We start from the raw sequence: 15,913 nt of genomic DNA on the forward strand, positions 1-15,913 counted from the left end.
TTGCCAGAACGGTTGTTACCGGAGAAAGAACCACCCCCGCCTTACAAAAGGGGCTTCTTGTACGGCGGGGGTGGAGCTGGATGTTAGTTCTGTTATTCAAGAGATTCCAGGGGAATCGGGTCGGTGCTGGTCTCCTGGGCCTGTTCTTTTTCGTTTTCGTCGACCTTTTTGGGTTTTAGCAGTTTTTTGGTGTCCGGTCCCATCGGTACCGAAAAGTCGTTGCTGGAAATAACGTTTTCGCTGGCGATATCGTAAACCTTAAGCGAAACATAAGCGTTACGTTTGCCTGGGGCGAAGACGCCGATGACTAAAGCCGAAGCGCCGGTTTCGTTTAATGCTTGTTTGGTTTCGTCGGCTAAGTACAGAATACCACTGTCGTTTTTGGCGAAAATTTCGGTAGGCAGTTCCATGCCGACGATACGATAGCCGGAGCGGTGAAAAGCCGAGGAAATCTGGTCGGAAAGAATACGGCCGAAAGAGAAAGATTGGCTTAAATCATCGACATTGACCAAGGAGTTGATTACGACCACACTGCCGGCGGGAAGTGGTTTTTTCAGGTTTTGCAGCAGGTTGTCCACCGCATCATAGCTGACATCCACCAGGTTCTTGTCGTCAGGCTCGTTATCCCAATAATAATACCGGCTGCAACCGGCTAATGAGACTGCCAATAGGCATAAAAAGGTTAGTGTCGTTTTTTTCAACATCATTGGTCTCCATCTAAATATCGGGTTATCACAACCTAAAACACGGGGTTAGTCAAAGTACGATCTGTTCGTGTCCGGTCAACAATGGCAGCATGGTTCTAGCTTCAATATGTGGCTGCTATCGTTGCAGTTTTCGATCAAAATAAATTATAGCAGTAAAATGCGCGGGGCTGGCTTGGGCGTAGCAAGGGGCATACAAACTCGCATTGTTACATTCGGAATTGTTGCGGCAACATCAAGCTTAGCGATAGCCGAAAGGTTTGGGAGCCTGTCTGAAATTATTAGGGTTTTCAATTTCAATACTTTGTCTCTAAGGTAACACTTTGGGTAATTCGGCTATCGAGAGGATGGTCAGGTTGGGAGTGATCGGGCTTTGTTTGGCATAAGTATCCCGGTATTTGCCAGTCTTGACCAGAATGCCGGTCAAGCCGGCGTTTTGGCCGCCGCCAATGTCGGTGTCGATATCGTCGCCGACAATGGCGACTTGCTCCGGCGGCAATTCCAGGTCGGTCAGCGCCGATTGAAAAAATTCGGCCGACGGTTTACCGATGATCGTGGCTTGTTTCTGGCTGGCGTATTCGAGAGCACTGATGAAACCGCCGATATCAATTTGCAGGCCGTGTTCGGTTTGCCAGAAACGGTTCTTGTGAATGGCGATCAATTCGGCGCCGTGGACTAATTCGTTAAAAACCGTGTTGAGCAGTTTGTAGGACCAGGCGTCCCCGATATCGCCGACGATAACGAAGTCGGCCTTGTCATCGACTTGCCTGAATTGGCGGAAGTCGTATTTGACATCGTCGGAAAGCAATAGATGGCAGACCGGGTCGACAAAATGTTGCAAATAAATGACGGCGGCGCGCGTGGCGCTGATGATTTCCCGGTCGGTGATGTCAAAGCCCAGATCGGTCATTTTCTTGTGTAACGAGGCCCGGGAAAGAGTGCTGGTATTGGTGATGAAGCGACAACGATAACCGCGTTGTTTTAATTCGGCCACGGCCTCGATGGCACCGTCGATAATGTTCGGTCCGACATATAACACGCCATCGATGTCGAAAAGTATGCCGCGGATTGGAGATAAATCGATCATATCGTTCGAACCGGAAGGTAAAGTTGAAAATGCGTTTTCCTAATCTGGTCTCATGTTTCCGCCAGTAAGCGTTCGATCATCGATTCGGCTTGATGCAGATAAGCACTGCCGAATAAGTTCAAATGGTTGATGATATGGTATAGGTTATACAGGATCTTACGCGTTTCGTAACCTGAATCCAACGGATAATTGTCGCGGTAGGCGGCGTAAAACGCGCTGCCAAAGCCGCCGAACAGTTCGGTCATGGCGATATCGGCTTCACGATCGCCATAATAACAGGCCGGATCATAAATGACCGGTTGGCCTTCCCGGTCCGCTGCAGCATTGCCTCCCCATAAATCGCCGTGTAACAATGAAGGATGCGGCTGGTAGGAAGTAAAAAATGCGCCGATTTTATCGGCCAGTTTTTCTCCTTTGCTTTGCAGCTTGCCGCCGTAACCATTGTCGGCCGCGAAGCGCAATTGTTGCAACAGGCGTTTTTCCTTCCAGAACTCGGCCCAATCGTCATGGCGATCATTGTGCTGGATAGTGCTGCCGATCGTATTGTCGATATGCCAACCAAAAAACGGTCGTTTCTGTCGGTGTAGGTTTGCCAGTTGTTCGCCAAACAGATGGGCCGATTCGCTTCCGAGCCGTCCCAAATCGATGTGTTCCAGTACCAAGTAACTGTAGTGGTCGGTTTGGCCATGGTTGATGACGTGCGGAACTCTGATGGTCTTTGATTCGGCCAATTCCTGCAGTCCGGTGGCTTCGGCCTCGAACATGTAGGCCAGGCTCGGCCGGTTGACTTTCACGAACCAAGAGAAACTATTGGTCTGCAATTGATAGGCGGTATTGATGTCGCCGCCGCTGAGCATACTGAGGCGGCCTTTGCCTAATGATTGCCCTGTTGTTTTTTCAAGGTGGGGGATTAACTCTTGTATGCTCATGGCACGCTCCCGCTAATTGCAGTTGAAAGCATTGCATGCAGTCCGAGCCTGTCTGGCAAGACAGGCTCGGTTGGGCTTAGGTTTATTTGGCCCAAGTATCACGCAACGTTACGGTACGATTGAATACCAGTTTTTCCGCCGTGCTGTCCACCGAATCGACACAGAAGTAACCGGTACGTTCGAACTGGTAACGACTTTCCGGCTCGGCGCTGTTCAGACTGGCTTCGACCCGGCAGCCGGTCAGGATTTCCAGGGAATTCGGATTCAGCGCATCGAGGAAATGCGCTTCGGCATCCGGATTGGGGACCTTGAACAAACGATCGTACAGGCGAACTTCCGCCGGAATCGAATGGGCGGAGGAAACCCAATGGATGACGCCTTTGACCTTGCGGCCTTCCGGGTTCTTGCCCAACGTGTTCGGGTCGTAACTGCAGCGCAGCTCGACGATGTTGCCGGCTTCGTCCTTGATCACTTCCTCGCATTTGATGACGTAGGAACCGCGCAGCCGGACTTCGCCGCCGGGAACCAGACGTTTGAATTTTGGCGGCGGTACTTCGGCGAAATCATCTTGTTCAATATAAACGACTTTGCCGAAAGGCACTTTGCGGGTACCCATTTCCGGTTTTTGCGGATGATTGGCGATATCGTATTCCTCGACGGCGTCGTCGGCATAGTTGTCGATGACGACGCGCAGCGGCTTTAACACGGCCATCCGCCGCGGCGCATGTTCGTTCAGGTCTTCGCGGATGGAATTTTCCAGTACCCCCATCTTGATCCAGGAATCCTTTTTGGTGACGCCGATACGTTCGCAGAAATCCCGGATCGAGGACGGCGTGTAACCGGCGCGGCGCAGGCCGGCAATGGTCGGCATGCGCGGGTCGTCCCAGCCGCCGACGTGTTTTTCGGTGACCAGTTGATTGAGTTTGCGCTTACTCATCACGGCATATTCCAGTTGCAATCTGGCGAACTCGATTTGCTGCGGATGGCAAGGGGTTTGCAGTTTATCCAGCACCCAGTCATAGAGAGGGCGGTGGTCTTCGAATTCCAGGGTGCACAGGGAATGGGTAATGCCTTCTATTGCGTCCGAAATGCAATGGGTGTAATCGTACATCGGATAGATGCACCATTCGTGGGCGGTGCGTTGATGGTGCACGCGGCGGATGCGATAAATCGTCGGGTCGCGCATGTTGATGTTGGGCGACGCCATGTCGATCTTGGCGCGCAACACGTATTGGCCGTCGGCGAATTCGCCGGCGCGCATGCGCTGGAACAGGTCCAGGTTTTCCTCGATCGAACGATTGCGGTCCGGGCTTTCCTTGCCGGGCTCGGTCAGCGTGCCGCGATATTGACGAATCTGTTCGGCGCTCAGGCTATCGACATAGGCGTCACCGGATTTGATCAGCTGAACGGCATATTGATAGAGCTGTTCGAAATAATCGGAGGCATGGTATTTACCGGCCCACTGGAAACCCAACCAATGTACATCTCGTTCGATCGCTTCCATGAATTCGACGCTTTCTTTCTCGGGATTGGTATCGTCGAAGCGCAGATTGCAGGTGCCGCCGTTTTCCAGGGCGATCGTGAAATTAAGACAGATCGATTTGGCGTGTCCGATATGCAGATAACCGTTCGGTTCGGGAGGAAAACGGGTCGCCACTTTGCCGTTGTGCTTATTGCTGGCCAAATCGGCGGCAACGATCTGTCTGATAAAATTGGATGAAACAGGGTTTTCGCTTGTCGACATTGAGTTATATTACGTGGAAGGGTTGGTTAAAAGGGGATTTTACCTGTGTAGTAGGCATTCGGAATGGCGCTATTTTAGCGAGTTTGTCTACGGTCCGCAAAGGCGGGGCATGGTCTACACGCTATTTCCAGGCAACTGTAACGGTGGTTGTTTAGTGCCGGTGGCCGTTACGGTGACAGGAGAGCCGACGGTGAGTTCGCCGCCATTGTTGTGTAGCGCGTTTTGGCCGAAATAGACTTGTTTGTTCCATTTACGTAGACGATTGAGCGTTTGCAGCGGCTCCTTGCCGATGTCGGCCGTTTCCGGGTCTATTGCCGGGATGTTGCAGCGGGAACAGGGTTTCGGCAGCCTGAAGCCGATATGGCCGATGCTGATCTCTCGCCAACCGTCTTCCGCGTATTCGGCACAGCCATCGATCACCAGGTTGGGACGGAAACGGCTCATCGACAGTTCCAGTTGCATGGCCTTGTTCAGCGATTGTAAAGAGGCCTCCGAAACGATCAGAAATGGGAAGCCGTCGGAAAACGCCGCTTGATCGCTAGCAAGCGCATAATGGGGATCGACCGGCCTGATGCTGTCATCGGGTTGGTAAACCAGCCGGCAGTCATGATCCAGGAAATCGCTCAACCAACGGTCGGCTTCGTCGCTGATGGTGCGGGCCTGGCAAAGGTCGTGCCAGAGGCTGACCTCGAGAGTCTCGCCGCCGGCGAAGTTGACGGAAAGTGCGATTTGCCTTTGATCCGGTGTGGTTAAAACCAGTTGGTCGCCTGTTAGTTGGGTTTTGATCAACGCCATTTTTGGCAGGCGTCGCTGACTCAAGAAACGTCCATGCCGGTCGATGAGCATCCATTTCCGGTCGTAAACCAATCCTCGATGGTCGACAGGCCAGCGCTCGACGCGAATGCCACCCAGGGATTTGACCGGATAGAGGTAAATTTGGCTTAAAAACGGTTGGTTCATAGTTTTTTCAGGTGATCGGTCGGTTTGGCTCCTGGGGAACGTTGTGTCGTTCCGCCATGATTGATGTTTCGGTGGCAGCCATTTTGTCTAATTCATAACGTTCTGTAAATGGAGGTTTGTACGCAGCGTTTACTTGAAAATCAAATCGTTTTGCGAGGATAGCAGGTAGTCGCCCAATTTGTCGTTACAACGTTCGAATTTCAGCCCGTAGCGTTTTTGCGGAGCGTCTTCCGCATGGACCACCGTAGCAGGCAGGGTGAATCGTTTGCCGTCTTGGAAGGTTAAACTCAGTTTTACCTTGTTCTTGCGTTTAAGTTTATCGGAACAGGCAATGGTCGCGCCTTTGCTGCTGATGTCGATTAATTGAACGAGAATTTCTTGTGCCCTGAACAGGCTTTTTTTGATCAAAATGGCCGTAATATCCTGGCGTACATAGCGCACGGCGGCGCGCCTATTGCTTTCCACCAGGCCGTCGGACATATCCAGCGCAAATATGTCGTTTTCGGTATCAAGATCTTCGTTATTGTCTGACATTACTCGCCATTCGATTGAAAGTGTATGCTTAAGTATCGTTGCAAATTCGGGAAATTCAATATTGCCCGCAGGCCCTCACAAACAATGCCGTATTCCCAGCATTTTTTCGCGGATGCTTTATGACGCTTTTATACGTTAAAATTGCTTACCTGTGCCGAATCAGTAAACAGCATTCAATGAAATTCCTAAGACATTATTTCGTATCCATCCTGTGGTTGCTTTTGCTTGCTTATCCTCTTTCCGGGATTTCGGCGGCAAAACAACAGATTAAAATTTTTTATTTAACCCAGGAACAAGCCGTTCCCCCGGCGTTGTCCAATCTCGACCCGTTCATCCAGGGCAAGGGCATGGCGGGCGCCGAACTGGCGATAGACGATAACAATACCACCGGCCAGTTCACCGGCCAGGATTACCAGTTGACCAAGGTCATGTTGCCGGCGGACGCCGATGTGGTGAAGGCCTTCAACGACCAGGTCGGGGCCGATTACGCCTTCGTCGTGCTGAATCTCAAGGCCGACTCGCTACTGAAGTTGGCCGACTTGCCGGCGGCGCAACAGAAATTGTTGTTCGATGCCTCGACGACCGACGATGCACTGCGCAACGAACAATGCCGGGCCAATCTGCTGCATATGCTGCCTAGCCGGGCGATGCGCGCCGACGCTTTGGCGCAATATATGTTGAAGAAACGCTGGCGCGAATGGTTTCTGGTCATCGGACCCAGTCCCGAAGACGGCTTGTACGCCGCCGCGGTCAAACGGGCGGCGAAACGCTTCGGCATGAAACTGGTTGCGGAGAAGAACTGGACCCACACTTACGATGCGCGGCGCACGGCACAGTCCGACGTACCGGTGTTTACCCAGGGCGAGGACTACGATGTGCTGGTGGTGGCCGACGAGCAGGGCTTGTTCGGCGAATATCTGGCTTACCGCACCTGGTTGCCAAGGCTGGTGGTCGGCACCCAGGGGCTGGTCGCGACATCCTGGCATAGAACTCATGAACAATGGGGTGCCGTGCAGATACAAAACCGCTTCAAGGAACACACCGGCCGCTGGATGGAGGAAGAGGATTACGGCGCCTATCTGGCGGTGCGGGCGATCGGCGAGGCGACCGTGCGCACCCAATCGAACCAGCTGCAGCCGGTTAAGGATTATTTATTGGGCGAACAATTCGCCTTGCAAGGGTATAAAGGCAAGCCATTGTCGTTCAGACCCTGGAGCGGACAATTAAGACAACCGGTATTGTTGGCCGCGCCGCGCTCGATCGTTTCGGTGGCGCCGCTGGAAGGCTTTTTGCATCCGCGCAGCGAGCTGGATACACTCGGCTATGATCAACCCGAAACGAAATGCCAACGAGGAAAATAACATGAGACGATGGAATAGGCTGATTTTGGCTGCGGTATTGGCCAGTGCCCCTGCCGCGGCGGAAACCGTGTTCGTGACGCTGGAGAAGGACAATGCGATTGCCGTGGTCGACCCGCTTGAGGGTAAACTGGTTAAAACCTTCGAGGTCGGGCAGCGCCCGCGCGGCATCGCCTTGAGCGCCGACCGGAAGCAGCTTTATATCGCGATCAGCGATGATGACACGATCAAGATCATCGACGCCGACAGTTTCGCCGAGATCGGCCGCCTACCATCGGGCGAAGATCCCGAAACCTTCGCGTTGAATCCCGACGGCAGTCTGCTTTACGTCTCCAACGAGGACGACAATCTGGTCACGGTGATCGATATTGCCAAACGCAAAGCCGTGGCACAGATACCGGTCGGCATCGAACCGGAAGGCATCGCGGTCAGTCCCGACAATCGCTGGGTGGTTAGCGCCTCGGAGACGACCAATATGCTGCACTGGATCGACCCCAAGACCAATAAGATCGTCGCTAACACGTTGGTCGACCCGCGTCCCCGCGCCGCCAGTTTCACCGCCGACGGCCAGCAATTGTGGGCGACCTCGGAGATCGCCGGAACGCTGATGATTTTGGATACGGCCACGCAAGCGATCGTCAAGAAAATTCGCCTCGACGTGCCGGGCGTGACCGCCGACAAAATCCAGCCGGTCGGTGTCGTGATCGACCGGGAGCGGCGTTGGGGCTATGTGGCCATGGGCCCGGCCAACCGGATCGCCGTGATCGACGCGCAAACCTATGAGGTGGAAAAATATCTGTTGGTCGGGCAAAGGGTGTGGAATTTGGCTTTTTCGCCCGACGGCAAGCGCCTCTATACCACCAACGGCGTCAGCAACGACATCTCCATCATCGACCTGGAGGAACAGAAAGTCACCAAGTCGGTGGCGGTAGGCCGTTATCCCTGGGGCGTGGTGGCTAGGCCATGACGACACAACACGCATTGGAAATCAGCGAACTCAGTTTCGCTTACGGCAGCAAAAAAGCCCTGGACGAGGTCGGCTTCAGTGTCGAGGTCGGCGAATGCACGATGTTGTTGGGGCCGAACGGGGCCGGCAAGAGTACGCTGTTTTCGCTGATCACCCGGCTTTACGACAGCCGCCAGGGCAGCATCAAGCTGTGCGGTTATGACGTTAGAAAGGATAGCCGTAAGGCCCTGGCCCAGCTCGGCGTCGTGTTCCAACAGAGTACGTTGGACCCGGATCTGACGGTGCTGCAGAATCTGCGTTACCACAGCGCGCTGCACGGCATCGGCCGCAAGCAGGCCAATCGGCGCATCCAGGAGGAATTGGAACGTTTCGAAATGTACGACCGGCGCAAGGAAAAAGTTCGGCAACTGAACGGCGGTCACCGGCGCCGGGTGGAGATCGCTCGCGCCTTGCTGCATCAACCCAAATTGCTGCTGCTGGACGAACCGACCGTCGGCCTGGACGTGCCCAGCCGCCACGGCATCGTCGAGCACGTGCACAAACTGGTCGAGGAGACCGATCTGGCCGTGCTGTGGGCGACCCATTTGATCGATGAAATTTATCCCGAGGACCAATTGATTATTTTGCATAAAGGCCGAGTCATGGCGAAGAGTAATGTCGAACGGTTGCTAGAGAAAACCGGCGCCACCATCCATGAAGTCTTTTCCAAGTTGACCAGGGGGTAGGCATGGCGATCTTGCATTATTGGCGCGCGATGTGGGGGATCATTGGCCGCGAATTATGGCGATTCCTGAGGCAACGCGGGCGCTTTATTTCGGCGCTGGTCAGACCGCTGGTGTGGTTGTTCATCTTTGCGGCGGGCTTTCGTGCCGCGTTGGGCCTGGCCATCGAGCCGCCCTACGAGACTTATATTTTGTACGAGGTGTATATCACGCCGGGCCTGATCGGCATGATTCAATTGTTCAACGGCATGCAGAGTTCGTTGTCGATGGTCTACGACCGGGAAATGGGCAGCATGCGCATCCTGCTGGTGTCGCCGCTACCGCGCTGGTTTCTGTTGTTGAGCAAGCTGATCGCCGGCACCGCTGTGTCGATCGTGCAGGTCTACGTGTTTTTGGGCATCGCCTGGCTTTACGATATCCGGCCGCCATTGGAGGGTTATCTATGGGTGCTGCCGGCCTTGGTGCTGTCCGGCATGATGCTGGGGGCGCTGGGCTTGCTGCTGTCGTCGTTCATCAAACAACTGGAAAACTTCGCCGGGGTGATGAATTTCGTCATATTCCCGATGTTTTTCATGTCCACCGCCCTGTATCCGCTGTGGAAAATCAAAGAGTCCAGCGAACTGCTGCATACCCTGGCGCAATACAACCCTTTTTCCCAGGCGGTCGAACTGATCCGCTTCGCCCTTTACGAGCAATACAACGAATACGCCTTGATCTATACCGCGTCGGCCTTCGCCGTTTTTATGCTAATCGCCGTGCTCGGCTACAATCCTTCCAAGGGCATGATGGTGCGCAAGGGCGGAGGGTGATTGATAGCTTTGAGGAACAGTGTAGGGCGGAAAAGCGTAGCGTCTTCCGCCGTCAACAAATCACATTGCTTCGGTGGAGAGGTGTCGGATGTCGCTCATCCAACCTACTATTTACGACTCTTTCAAATTCGTCGCATGCAACCCGCATTCCTTATGTCCGGCTTCCCACCACCAGCGTCCCGAGCGTTCGTGTTGATTGGGTAGGATGGGGCGGGTGCAGGGTTCGCAGCCGATGCTGGTGAAGCCCTTTTCGTGCAGTTCGTTATAGGGCACCTGATAGGCTTCGATGTAGTCCCAGACTTTTGCCGAGGTCCAGTTCGTCAGTGGATTGAACTTGATTAATTCTTTTCCGGGCGCGGAAAAGGCCGTGTCCGTTTGCACTTCCGGCAGGTCGGCGCGGGTGTCCTGGCTTTGGTCCTTGCGCTGGCCGGTGATCCAGGCATCGAGCTGGGCCAGCTTGTGTTTCAGCGGTTCCACTTTGCGGATGCCGCAGCATTCCTGGTGGCCGTCCTCGTAAAAGCTGAACAGGCCTTTTTCCTTGACGAAGCGGTCGAGCAGTTCCCGGTTTGGGCTCAGCACGTCGATATCGATCTGATAATGTTTTCTGACTTTTTCGATGAAGCGGTAGGTTTCCGAATGCAGACGGCCGGTATCCAGCGTGAAGACCTGGACATCCTTGCGGATGTTTATGGCCATGTCGATCAGCACGACATCCTCGGCGCCGCTGAAGGAAATGGCGATATTGTCGAAGTTTTCCAGGGCCTTTCTGAGGATGATGCGAGGGTTTTTGTCTTGTAATTCGGTTTGCGTTTGCTGTAAATCGAATGAAGTCATGATTGGTTTGGTTATTTTTGGTCGAAATAATTGTGCAAGAATTGGTCGAAGTCTAGGTGATTATTGGCTTCGATTTCCTGTTGCTTGCTATGCGACATCAGTGCCATTTCGTCGAATTGGCGGTTGATATCGGTGGACAGCTTACGGTTTTTGAAAAAAAGACGATGTTCGGCCGAAGTATCCAGGCCATAACGGCCGAAGGGTTGCCGGTTTTGCGCCATGGCGGCGAGGATTCTGGCCGAAGGCGTCAGGTCAGGATTCGCCACCAGTTTTTGTTGTTGCGCCAGGGCGCGGCTGTATGGTCGGTCGGGGTTTTGCGAATCAAGGATTTCGCAAATCGGCTCCATCGCCCGGAGAATTTTTTCGGCCCACTCCTTCAACACTACTTTCCGGCCGCCGTTCAACAATTCGACGCCGGGCCTTCGCCCTTCATGAGCGACCGTCAGTTGGTTGAAATTATTGATCGGCCGTTCTTCATCGGCCAGTGGCGGGCTATCCTGCAACAGGCAATGCAATAAGAAGGCTTCGAGAAAACGGCATTTGTCGTCGTCGATGCCGATCGGGTTGAACAAGTCCAGATCCAGCGAACGGATTTCGACGTAACGCACGCCCCGGCGTTTCAAGGCCAGCGTGGGTTTTTCGCCGGAATTGGCAATCTGCTTGGGGCGAATGATGCTGTAGAACTCGTTTTCGATCTGCAGGATGTTGGCGTTGAGCTGATGATATTCGTCGTCGGTCTTGACGCCGATTTTTTCATATTCGGGGTAGGGGGTTTCGATCGCCTTGCCGAGGCTGCCGACATAGCCGTTTAGCGAGTTGTAATCGATTTTTAGATCGGCCTGGTTTTTACTCTTATAGCCGATATCGCTCATGCGCAACGAGGTGGCGTAAGGATGGTACAAGGTATAACGGTCGAATTCATCGAACTGCCGCATCAGATGGGGACGGCTTTTGAAAAAGCTTTTGCAGATGGCCGGCGAGGCGCCGAACAGATACAAAATCAGCCATCCCTGACGGAGAAAGTTTCGGATCAGGCCGAAATAGGCATCGGCGATGAATTGCTCCAACGCTAATGGAGAGCCGCTGTGCCGGTGCAGCAGCGGCCACAATGCCTCCGGCACCGAGTAATTGAAATGAATGCCGGCGATCGCCTGCATGGTGCGGCCGTAGCGGTGCCACAGGCCGACCCGGTACACATGTTTCATTTTGCCGATATTGGACGAGCCGTATTCGGCGATGCGGATACTTTCGTCGCCGTTGATGCCGCAGGGCATGCTGGTCGTCAACAGCATTTCGTTATTCAGGTGTTCGTAAACATACTGATGTATGTCGGTTAAATAGCTTAAGGAGTCCCGCACATCGACGAAGGGCGGTGTGATGAATTCGAGCAGCGCTTCGGAGTAATCCGTGGTGATGTGAGGATGAGTCAATGCCGAGCCCAAGGCGGCCGGGTGGTCGGTTTGCGAAATCATGCCGTCGGCGGAAATCCGCAGACTTTCTTTTTCGATTCCCTTCAAACCGCGGCTCAGCAGATGCTGTTGCTGTTGATCGATGAGGTATTGAAGTCGAGCTGGAATTGGCTGTGTGTTTATATTCATTAATGTGGGCATTAGTGCCCTCTAGTCTTGATATAATCGTCCTATTATAAAGGTTCGACTACATTTGAGAAACATTATCAAGAAAGCGATGGAATTGGCCGTCTCCCAGACCCCCGCGGAAATTTTGCATGCCGTTTTCGGTTACGACCGTTTCCGGGGACAACAACAGCAAATTATAGAACAACTGATTGCCGGCCAGGATGTGTTGGTGCTGATGCCGACCGGAGGCGGCAAATCGCTGTGTTATCAGATACCGGCGTTGGTCATGGAAGGTGTCGGCATCGTCGTATCGCCGTTGATTGCATTGATGCAGGACCAAGTCAGCGCCTTGCATCTATTGGGAGTGCGGGCCGCCTTTCTCAATTCCACGTTGAGTTTCGACGACGTGCAGCGCATCGAACGGCAATTGCTGGACGGCGAGCTCGATTTGCTTTATATCGCTCCGGAACGCCTGACGACCGAACGCACCCGCGCTTTATTCGCGCGCCTTAACATTGCCCTGTTCGCGATCGACGAGGCGCATTGCGTGTCGCAATGGGGGCATGATTTCCGCGCCGATTATCTGCAATTGTCCTTGTTGCACGAGCAATTTCCCGGCGTGCCCCGCATCGCGCTGACCGCGACCGCTGATGAGCGCACACGGCAGGAGATCATACAGAGGCTGGCCCTGGAGCAGGCGCAGGTTTTCATCAGCGGTTTCGACCGGCCCAATATCCGCTACCGCATCGTGCAAAAACAGAACGCGCGCCAGCAACTGCTCGGCTTCATTCGCGCCGAACACCAGGGCGATGCCGGCATCGTTTATTGCCTGTCGCGGAAGAAGGTCGAGGACACGGCCAATTGGCTGAACCAAAAGGGAATCAACGCGTTGCCCTACCATGCCGGCATGAGCAACGAGTTGCGGCAGCGCCATCAACATCGCTTTTTGATGGAAGAAGGCTTGGTGATCGTCGCGACCATCGCCTTCGGCATGGGTATCGATAAACCCAACGTGCGCTTCGTCGCCCATCTGGATTTGCCGAAAAGCGTCGAAGCTTATTATCAGGAAACCGGCCGGGCCGGCCGCGACGGGCTACCGGCCAATGCCTGGATGGCATACGGCTTGCAGGATGTCATCACGTTGCGGCAGATGCTGGCCGGATCGAATGCCGATGAAGTGCACAAGCGGGTCGAGTACCACAAGCTCGACGCGATGCTGGCCTTGTGCGAATCGGTCGGCTGTCGCCGCCAGACCTTGTTGGCCTATTTCGGCGATGCGCTGGAACAAGGTTGCGGCAATTGCGATACCTGCCTGGAACCGGTCGAGACCTGGGACGGCACGGTGGCGGCGCAGCAGGCCTTGTCCTGTATTTACCGTACGGGGCAGCGTTTCGGCGTGGGCTATTTGATCGATGTGTTGTTGGGCAAGGCCGACGACAGGGTCAGGAGTTTCGGCCACGATAAGCAGTCCACCTTCGGCATCGGCAGACAACTGGACGAAAAACAATGGCGTTCGGTGTTCCGGCAACTGGTCGCCAAGGGACTGGTCGAAATCGATTTCGAAGGCTATGGCGCATTCAAGCTGACCGAGGCCTGTCGGCCGGTATTGCGCGGCGAGCAGACGCTGATGTTGCGCAAGGATAAGCAACCCGAAAAAAGCAAACGCGAACGCGGGGAGCGACGGGAATTCGGCAATCAAACGGATCAATTGTTATGGAACGCGTTGCGGGCCAGACGGCGTGAGCTGGCCGATGAGCAAGATGTGCCACCTTATGTCATCTTCCATGACGCCACCTTGATGGAGATGCTGGAACGAAAACCACGCGATCATCGACAAATGGCCCTGATTTCCGGCGTCGGCGAAAGAAAATTGGCGCTATACGGCGACGAGTTTCTCGCCGTGATCGATGAGTTTCGCGACGACCGGGGCGACGAACTCGGCGACAGCGTGGCCGAAAGCGTCGCGCTGTTTCGGCTCGGTTATACGGTGGAGCAGGTTGCGCGGCAGCGCGAACTCAAACCCGACACGATCTACAGTCATCTCGCCCATGCCTTGGAGGAAGGGGCGGTGGTTCTCGCCGATGTGGTCGCTCTACCGGAAGCGGAAATCAGGCAAGTGGAAGAGGTGATATTGAATCTGCCGGAAGCGCAAAAAAACGCCCTGAAGCCGGTGTTCGAACATTTCGACGGTATCTACAGTTACGGCGTCTTGCGTTGTATTCGAGCCAATTTACAGCGGCAGGTATAGAGAGGAGAACAGAGAGGCGAAGCGTAATTAAAGCAGTTAGGCCGAAGATAAAGCGGGAAATCGCTCCGCTTACTCCGGTTAATTTTAATATGGTATCCTATCGGCCCTTCCGAAACGTGTTAAAGCGCATTATAGGACGGATGCCTCGACATTAAGGAAAATCCTGATTGCGGCAATACATGACGGAAACCGGTAGACTATCCTGATCGTAAGGGAGCCGCTAGGCCGGACTCGGCTTTCGCGTTGACAGGATGCCATTATGCAATTAAAAGCCCTATTTTGACTCCGGCCTATGGCAAAACCGACTTCACGACAATCCCGTTCTTCCGTAAAAAACAAATCGCCTCGATCCGCCAAACGCGCTTCCCCGAAACAAGATAAAACGCTTGGCAGTTTCCTGCGCCTGGCCATGTTGGCGATTTTAGAAATAACCGGCTTGCTGGTGTTGGCGGCCTTGGCGATCGCCGTCATGCTAGGGTATACCTCCACTTGGTTTGCCGGCACCGCGTTGTTGACTCATTTGCTGCCTTTTATCGTCGGCGTATTGATTCTGGCGGGGTTGCTTGGATTTTTCATGCTGGGCTGGTGGAAACTCCGGCGTCCGCTGCAACGCTTGACGGCTTTCTTGCCGCCGGCGTTGTCGCTTGGTGCGGCCCTGTTCGCCGCTTGGTCCGTTAGCTACGGCGATATGGCTCCCGCCTTCGTTCAGTTCAAGATGCTGGTCGGGGCCAAGGAAGAAGCCCGCCGTATCACGCTGGCGCACCAGGTTTATGCGGCCTACCGCCGTCATGGAAACGGTCCCCTGCAACGAATGGTTCAGCGCAGCCAGGCCTATCGGACGGTCGTTGAGGAGGCGGCCGAAAGCTTTGGCATCGATCCCGATTTGCTGCTGGGCGTGGCCGCGGCCGAGTCTTCTTTTAGGCCAAGGGACAGCCGCGATGGCGGGCGCGGCTTGTTTCAAGTAACCCGCGTGCCGCGGACCGCGCTAAAAGAAGCCGCGATACGCCTCGACGTGCCGAAACCTTCGTTGCGCGTTCCCCGTCATAATGCTTTCGTCGCCGCGGCGACATTGCATTATTACATGCGCGAAATGGATGACGATCTATTCCTTGGCTTGTTGGCCTACAACATTGGCCCGCGTAACGGCGGTCTGCGGTTTGTTATGGATCGCTACGGCGTCAACGATTTTGTCACGATACAGCCTTATCTCAAGGAACTGCCGCGCGATTACCCGATACGGGTTTTATCTTATGCGCTGGCATTCAGAATCTGGCGGCAACAGGGGCGAATGCTGCCTTATGAGAAAGCCGGCAATGCGCCACTCATCCAGCGCATTGGCATACCGGGGCTACATGACGATGTATTTTAAACCGCTACGGTAGTCGGCGGATGAACAGGCCTTTTGGTAGGCGTCGCCAGTCCTCTCTTCCCAATCGCTAT

14 protein-coding genes are annotated in these 15,913 nt (G+C 54.3%); 6 read left to right on the top strand and 8 right to left on the bottom strand.

All coding sequences use genetic code 11. From position 1 onward, the window contains the following. Positions 1-92: 92 nt before the first annotated feature. The 6 genes from EP25_RS0119615 to EP25_RS0119640 all read right to left on the bottom strand — a co-directional run bounded on the left by EP25_RS0119615 (position 93) and on the right by EP25_RS0119640 (position 5,958). On the bottom strand, positions 93-704 hold the full coding sequence (locus EP25_RS0119615; RefSeq protein ID WP_031435422.1) for a FlgO family outer membrane protein: 612 nt from the start codon (positions 702-704) through the stop codon (positions 93-95). A 310-nt stretch (positions 705-1,014) separates the two neighbouring features. Next, on the bottom strand, positions 1,015-1,791 hold the full coding sequence (locus tag EP25_RS0119620; RefSeq protein ID WP_031435423.1) for a TIGR01458 family HAD-type hydrolase: 777 nt from the start codon (positions 1,789-1,791) through the stop codon (positions 1,015-1,017). 50 nt (positions 1,792-1,841) lie between these two features. Further along, positions 1,842-2,720 carry a fructosamine kinase family protein gene (locus EP25_RS0119625; RefSeq protein ID WP_031435424.1) on the bottom strand — a complete coding sequence of 293 codons (879 nt, stop codon included), beginning with the start codon at positions 2,718-2,720 and terminating at the stop codon, positions 1,842-1,844. Between the two features lie 82 nt (positions 2,721-2,802). Next, positions 2,803-4,464 carry a glutamine--tRNA ligase/YqeY domain fusion protein gene (locus tag EP25_RS0119630; RefSeq protein ID WP_031435425.1) on the bottom strand — a complete coding sequence of 554 codons (1,662 nt, stop codon included), beginning with the start codon at positions 4,462-4,464 and terminating at the stop codon, positions 2,803-2,805. Positions 4,465-4,578: 114 nt separating this feature from the next. Beyond that, a complete protein-coding gene (locus EP25_RS0119635) occupies positions 4,579-5,424 on the bottom strand; it encodes an MOSC domain-containing protein (RefSeq protein ID WP_031435426.1) in 846 nt (281 codons plus the stop codon). 129 nt (positions 5,425-5,553) lie between these two features. Further along, complete coding sequence (locus tag EP25_RS0119640) at positions 5,554-5,958, bottom strand: PilZ domain-containing protein (protein WP_031435427.1); 405 nt, start codon at positions 5,956-5,958, stop codon at positions 5,554-5,556. 176 nt (positions 5,959-6,134) lie between these two features. Here EP25_RS0119640 and EP25_RS0119645 point away from each other — a divergent pair, with 176 nt between their 5' ends. The 4 genes from EP25_RS0119645 to EP25_RS0119660 are packed head-to-tail and all read left to right on the top strand — an operon-like array spanning position 6,135 to position 9,814. Further along, on the top strand, positions 6,135-7,319 hold the full coding sequence (locus EP25_RS0119645) for an ABC transporter substrate-binding protein (protein WP_031435428.1): 1,185 nt from the start codon (positions 6,135-6,137) through the stop codon (positions 7,317-7,319). Position 7,320: 1 nt separating this feature from the next. Beyond that, positions 7,321-8,283, top strand: coding sequence for a PQQ-dependent catabolism-associated beta-propeller protein (locus EP25_RS0119650; protein WP_031435429.1), 963 nt, complete (start codon positions 7,321-7,323; stop codon positions 8,281-8,283). After that, a complete protein-coding gene (locus EP25_RS0119655; RefSeq protein ID WP_031435430.1) occupies positions 8,280-9,008 on the top strand; it encodes an ABC transporter ATP-binding protein in 729 nt (242 codons plus the stop codon). Before EP25_RS0119650 ends, EP25_RS0119655 begins: the two co-directional genes overlap by 4 nt. 2 nt (positions 9,009-9,010) lie before the next feature. Continuing rightward, positions 9,011-9,814: an ABC transporter permease gene (locus EP25_RS0119660; protein WP_031435431.1), complete on the top strand. Its 804-nt coding sequence runs from the start codon at positions 9,011-9,013 to the stop codon at positions 9,812-9,814. A gap of 111 nt (positions 9,815-9,925) precedes the next feature. Here the strand turns inward: EP25_RS0119660 and EP25_RS0119665 are convergent, their stop codons facing one another. Together EP25_RS0119665 and gshA are read right to left on the bottom strand one after the other, a co-directional pair. Further along, positions 9,926-10,648, bottom strand: a complete 723-nt coding sequence (locus EP25_RS0119665; RefSeq protein WP_031435432.1) for a phosphoadenylyl-sulfate reductase — start codon at positions 10,646-10,648, stop codon at positions 9,926-9,928. Positions 10,649-10,659: 11 nt separating this feature from the next. Beyond that, on the bottom strand, positions 10,660-12,246 hold the full coding sequence (gshA, locus tag EP25_RS0119670; RefSeq protein WP_031435433.1) for a glutamate--cysteine ligase: 1,587 nt from the start codon (positions 12,244-12,246) through the stop codon (positions 10,660-10,662). 88 nt (positions 12,247-12,334) lie between these two features. On the opposite strand from gshA, the gene recQ reads away from it, so the two are divergent. Next, positions 12,335-14,473 carry a DNA helicase RecQ gene (recQ, locus tag EP25_RS0119675; protein WP_031435434.1) on the top strand — a complete coding sequence of 713 codons (2,139 nt, stop codon included), beginning with the start codon at positions 12,335-12,337 and terminating at the stop codon, positions 14,471-14,473. 292 nt (positions 14,474-14,765) lie between these two features. Further along, positions 14,766-15,842 carry a lytic transglycosylase domain-containing protein gene (locus tag EP25_RS0119680; protein ID WP_031435435.1) on the top strand — a complete coding sequence of 359 codons (1,077 nt, stop codon included), beginning with the start codon at positions 14,766-14,768 and terminating at the stop codon, positions 15,840-15,842. Positions 15,843-15,913: the final 71 nt, after the last annotated feature.

Origin of the sequence: Methylomarinum vadi (assembly GCF_000733935.1) — a bacterium.
Lineage (GTDB): Bacteria > Pseudomonadota > Gammaproteobacteria > Methylococcales > Methylomonadaceae > Methylomarinum > Methylomarinum vadi.

Excerpts from the sequence above, each read along its gene's own strand:
- EP25_RS0119630 (WP_031435425.1), bottom strand. The coding sequence starts at position 4,464 with ATGTCGACAAGCGAAAACCCTGTTTCATCCAATTTTATCAGACAGATC.
- EP25_RS0119640 (WP_031435427.1), bottom strand. The coding sequence starts at position 5,958 with ATGTCAGACAATAACGAAGATCTTGATACCGAAAACGACATATTTGCG.
- EP25_RS0119635 (WP_031435426.1), bottom strand. The coding sequence starts at position 5,424 with ATGAACCAACCGTTTTTAAGCCAAATTTACCTCTATCCGGTCAAATCC.
- EP25_RS0119680 (WP_031435435.1), top strand. The coding sequence starts at position 14,766 with ATGGCAAAACCGACTTCACGACAATCCCGTTCTTCCGTAAAAAACAAA.
- EP25_RS0119665 (WP_031435432.1), bottom strand. The coding sequence starts at position 10,648 with ATGACTTCATTCGATTTACAGCAAACGCAAACCGAATTACAAGACAAA.
- EP25_RS0119645 (WP_031435428.1), top strand. The coding sequence starts at position 6,135 with ATGAAATTCCTAAGACATTATTTCGTATCCATCCTGTGGTTGCTTTTG.
- EP25_RS0119650 (WP_031435429.1), top strand. The coding sequence starts at position 7,321 with ATGAGACGATGGAATAGGCTGATTTTGGCTGCGGTATTGGCCAGTGCC.
- EP25_RS0119615 (WP_031435422.1), bottom strand. The coding sequence starts at position 704 with ATGTTGAAAAAAACGACACTAACCTTTTTATGCCTATTGGCAGTCTCA.
- EP25_RS0119655 (WP_031435430.1), top strand. The coding sequence starts at position 8,280 with ATGACGACACAACACGCATTGGAAATCAGCGAACTCAGTTTCGCTTAC.
- gshA (WP_031435433.1), bottom strand. The coding sequence starts at position 12,246 with ATGAATATAAACACACAGCCAATTCCAGCTCGACTTCAATACCTCATC.
- EP25_RS0119660 (WP_031435431.1), top strand. The coding sequence starts at position 9,011 with ATGGCGATCTTGCATTATTGGCGCGCGATGTGGGGGATCATTGGCCGC.
- EP25_RS0119625 (WP_031435424.1), bottom strand. The coding sequence starts at position 2,720 with ATGAGCATACAAGAGTTAATCCCCCACCTTGAAAAAACAACAGGGCAA.
- recQ (WP_031435434.1), top strand. The coding sequence starts at position 12,335 with ATGGAATTGGCCGTCTCCCAGACCCCCGCGGAAATTTTGCATGCCGTT.
- EP25_RS0119620 (WP_031435423.1), bottom strand. The coding sequence starts at position 1,791 with ATGATCGATTTATCTCCAATCCGCGGCATACTTTTCGACATCGATGGC.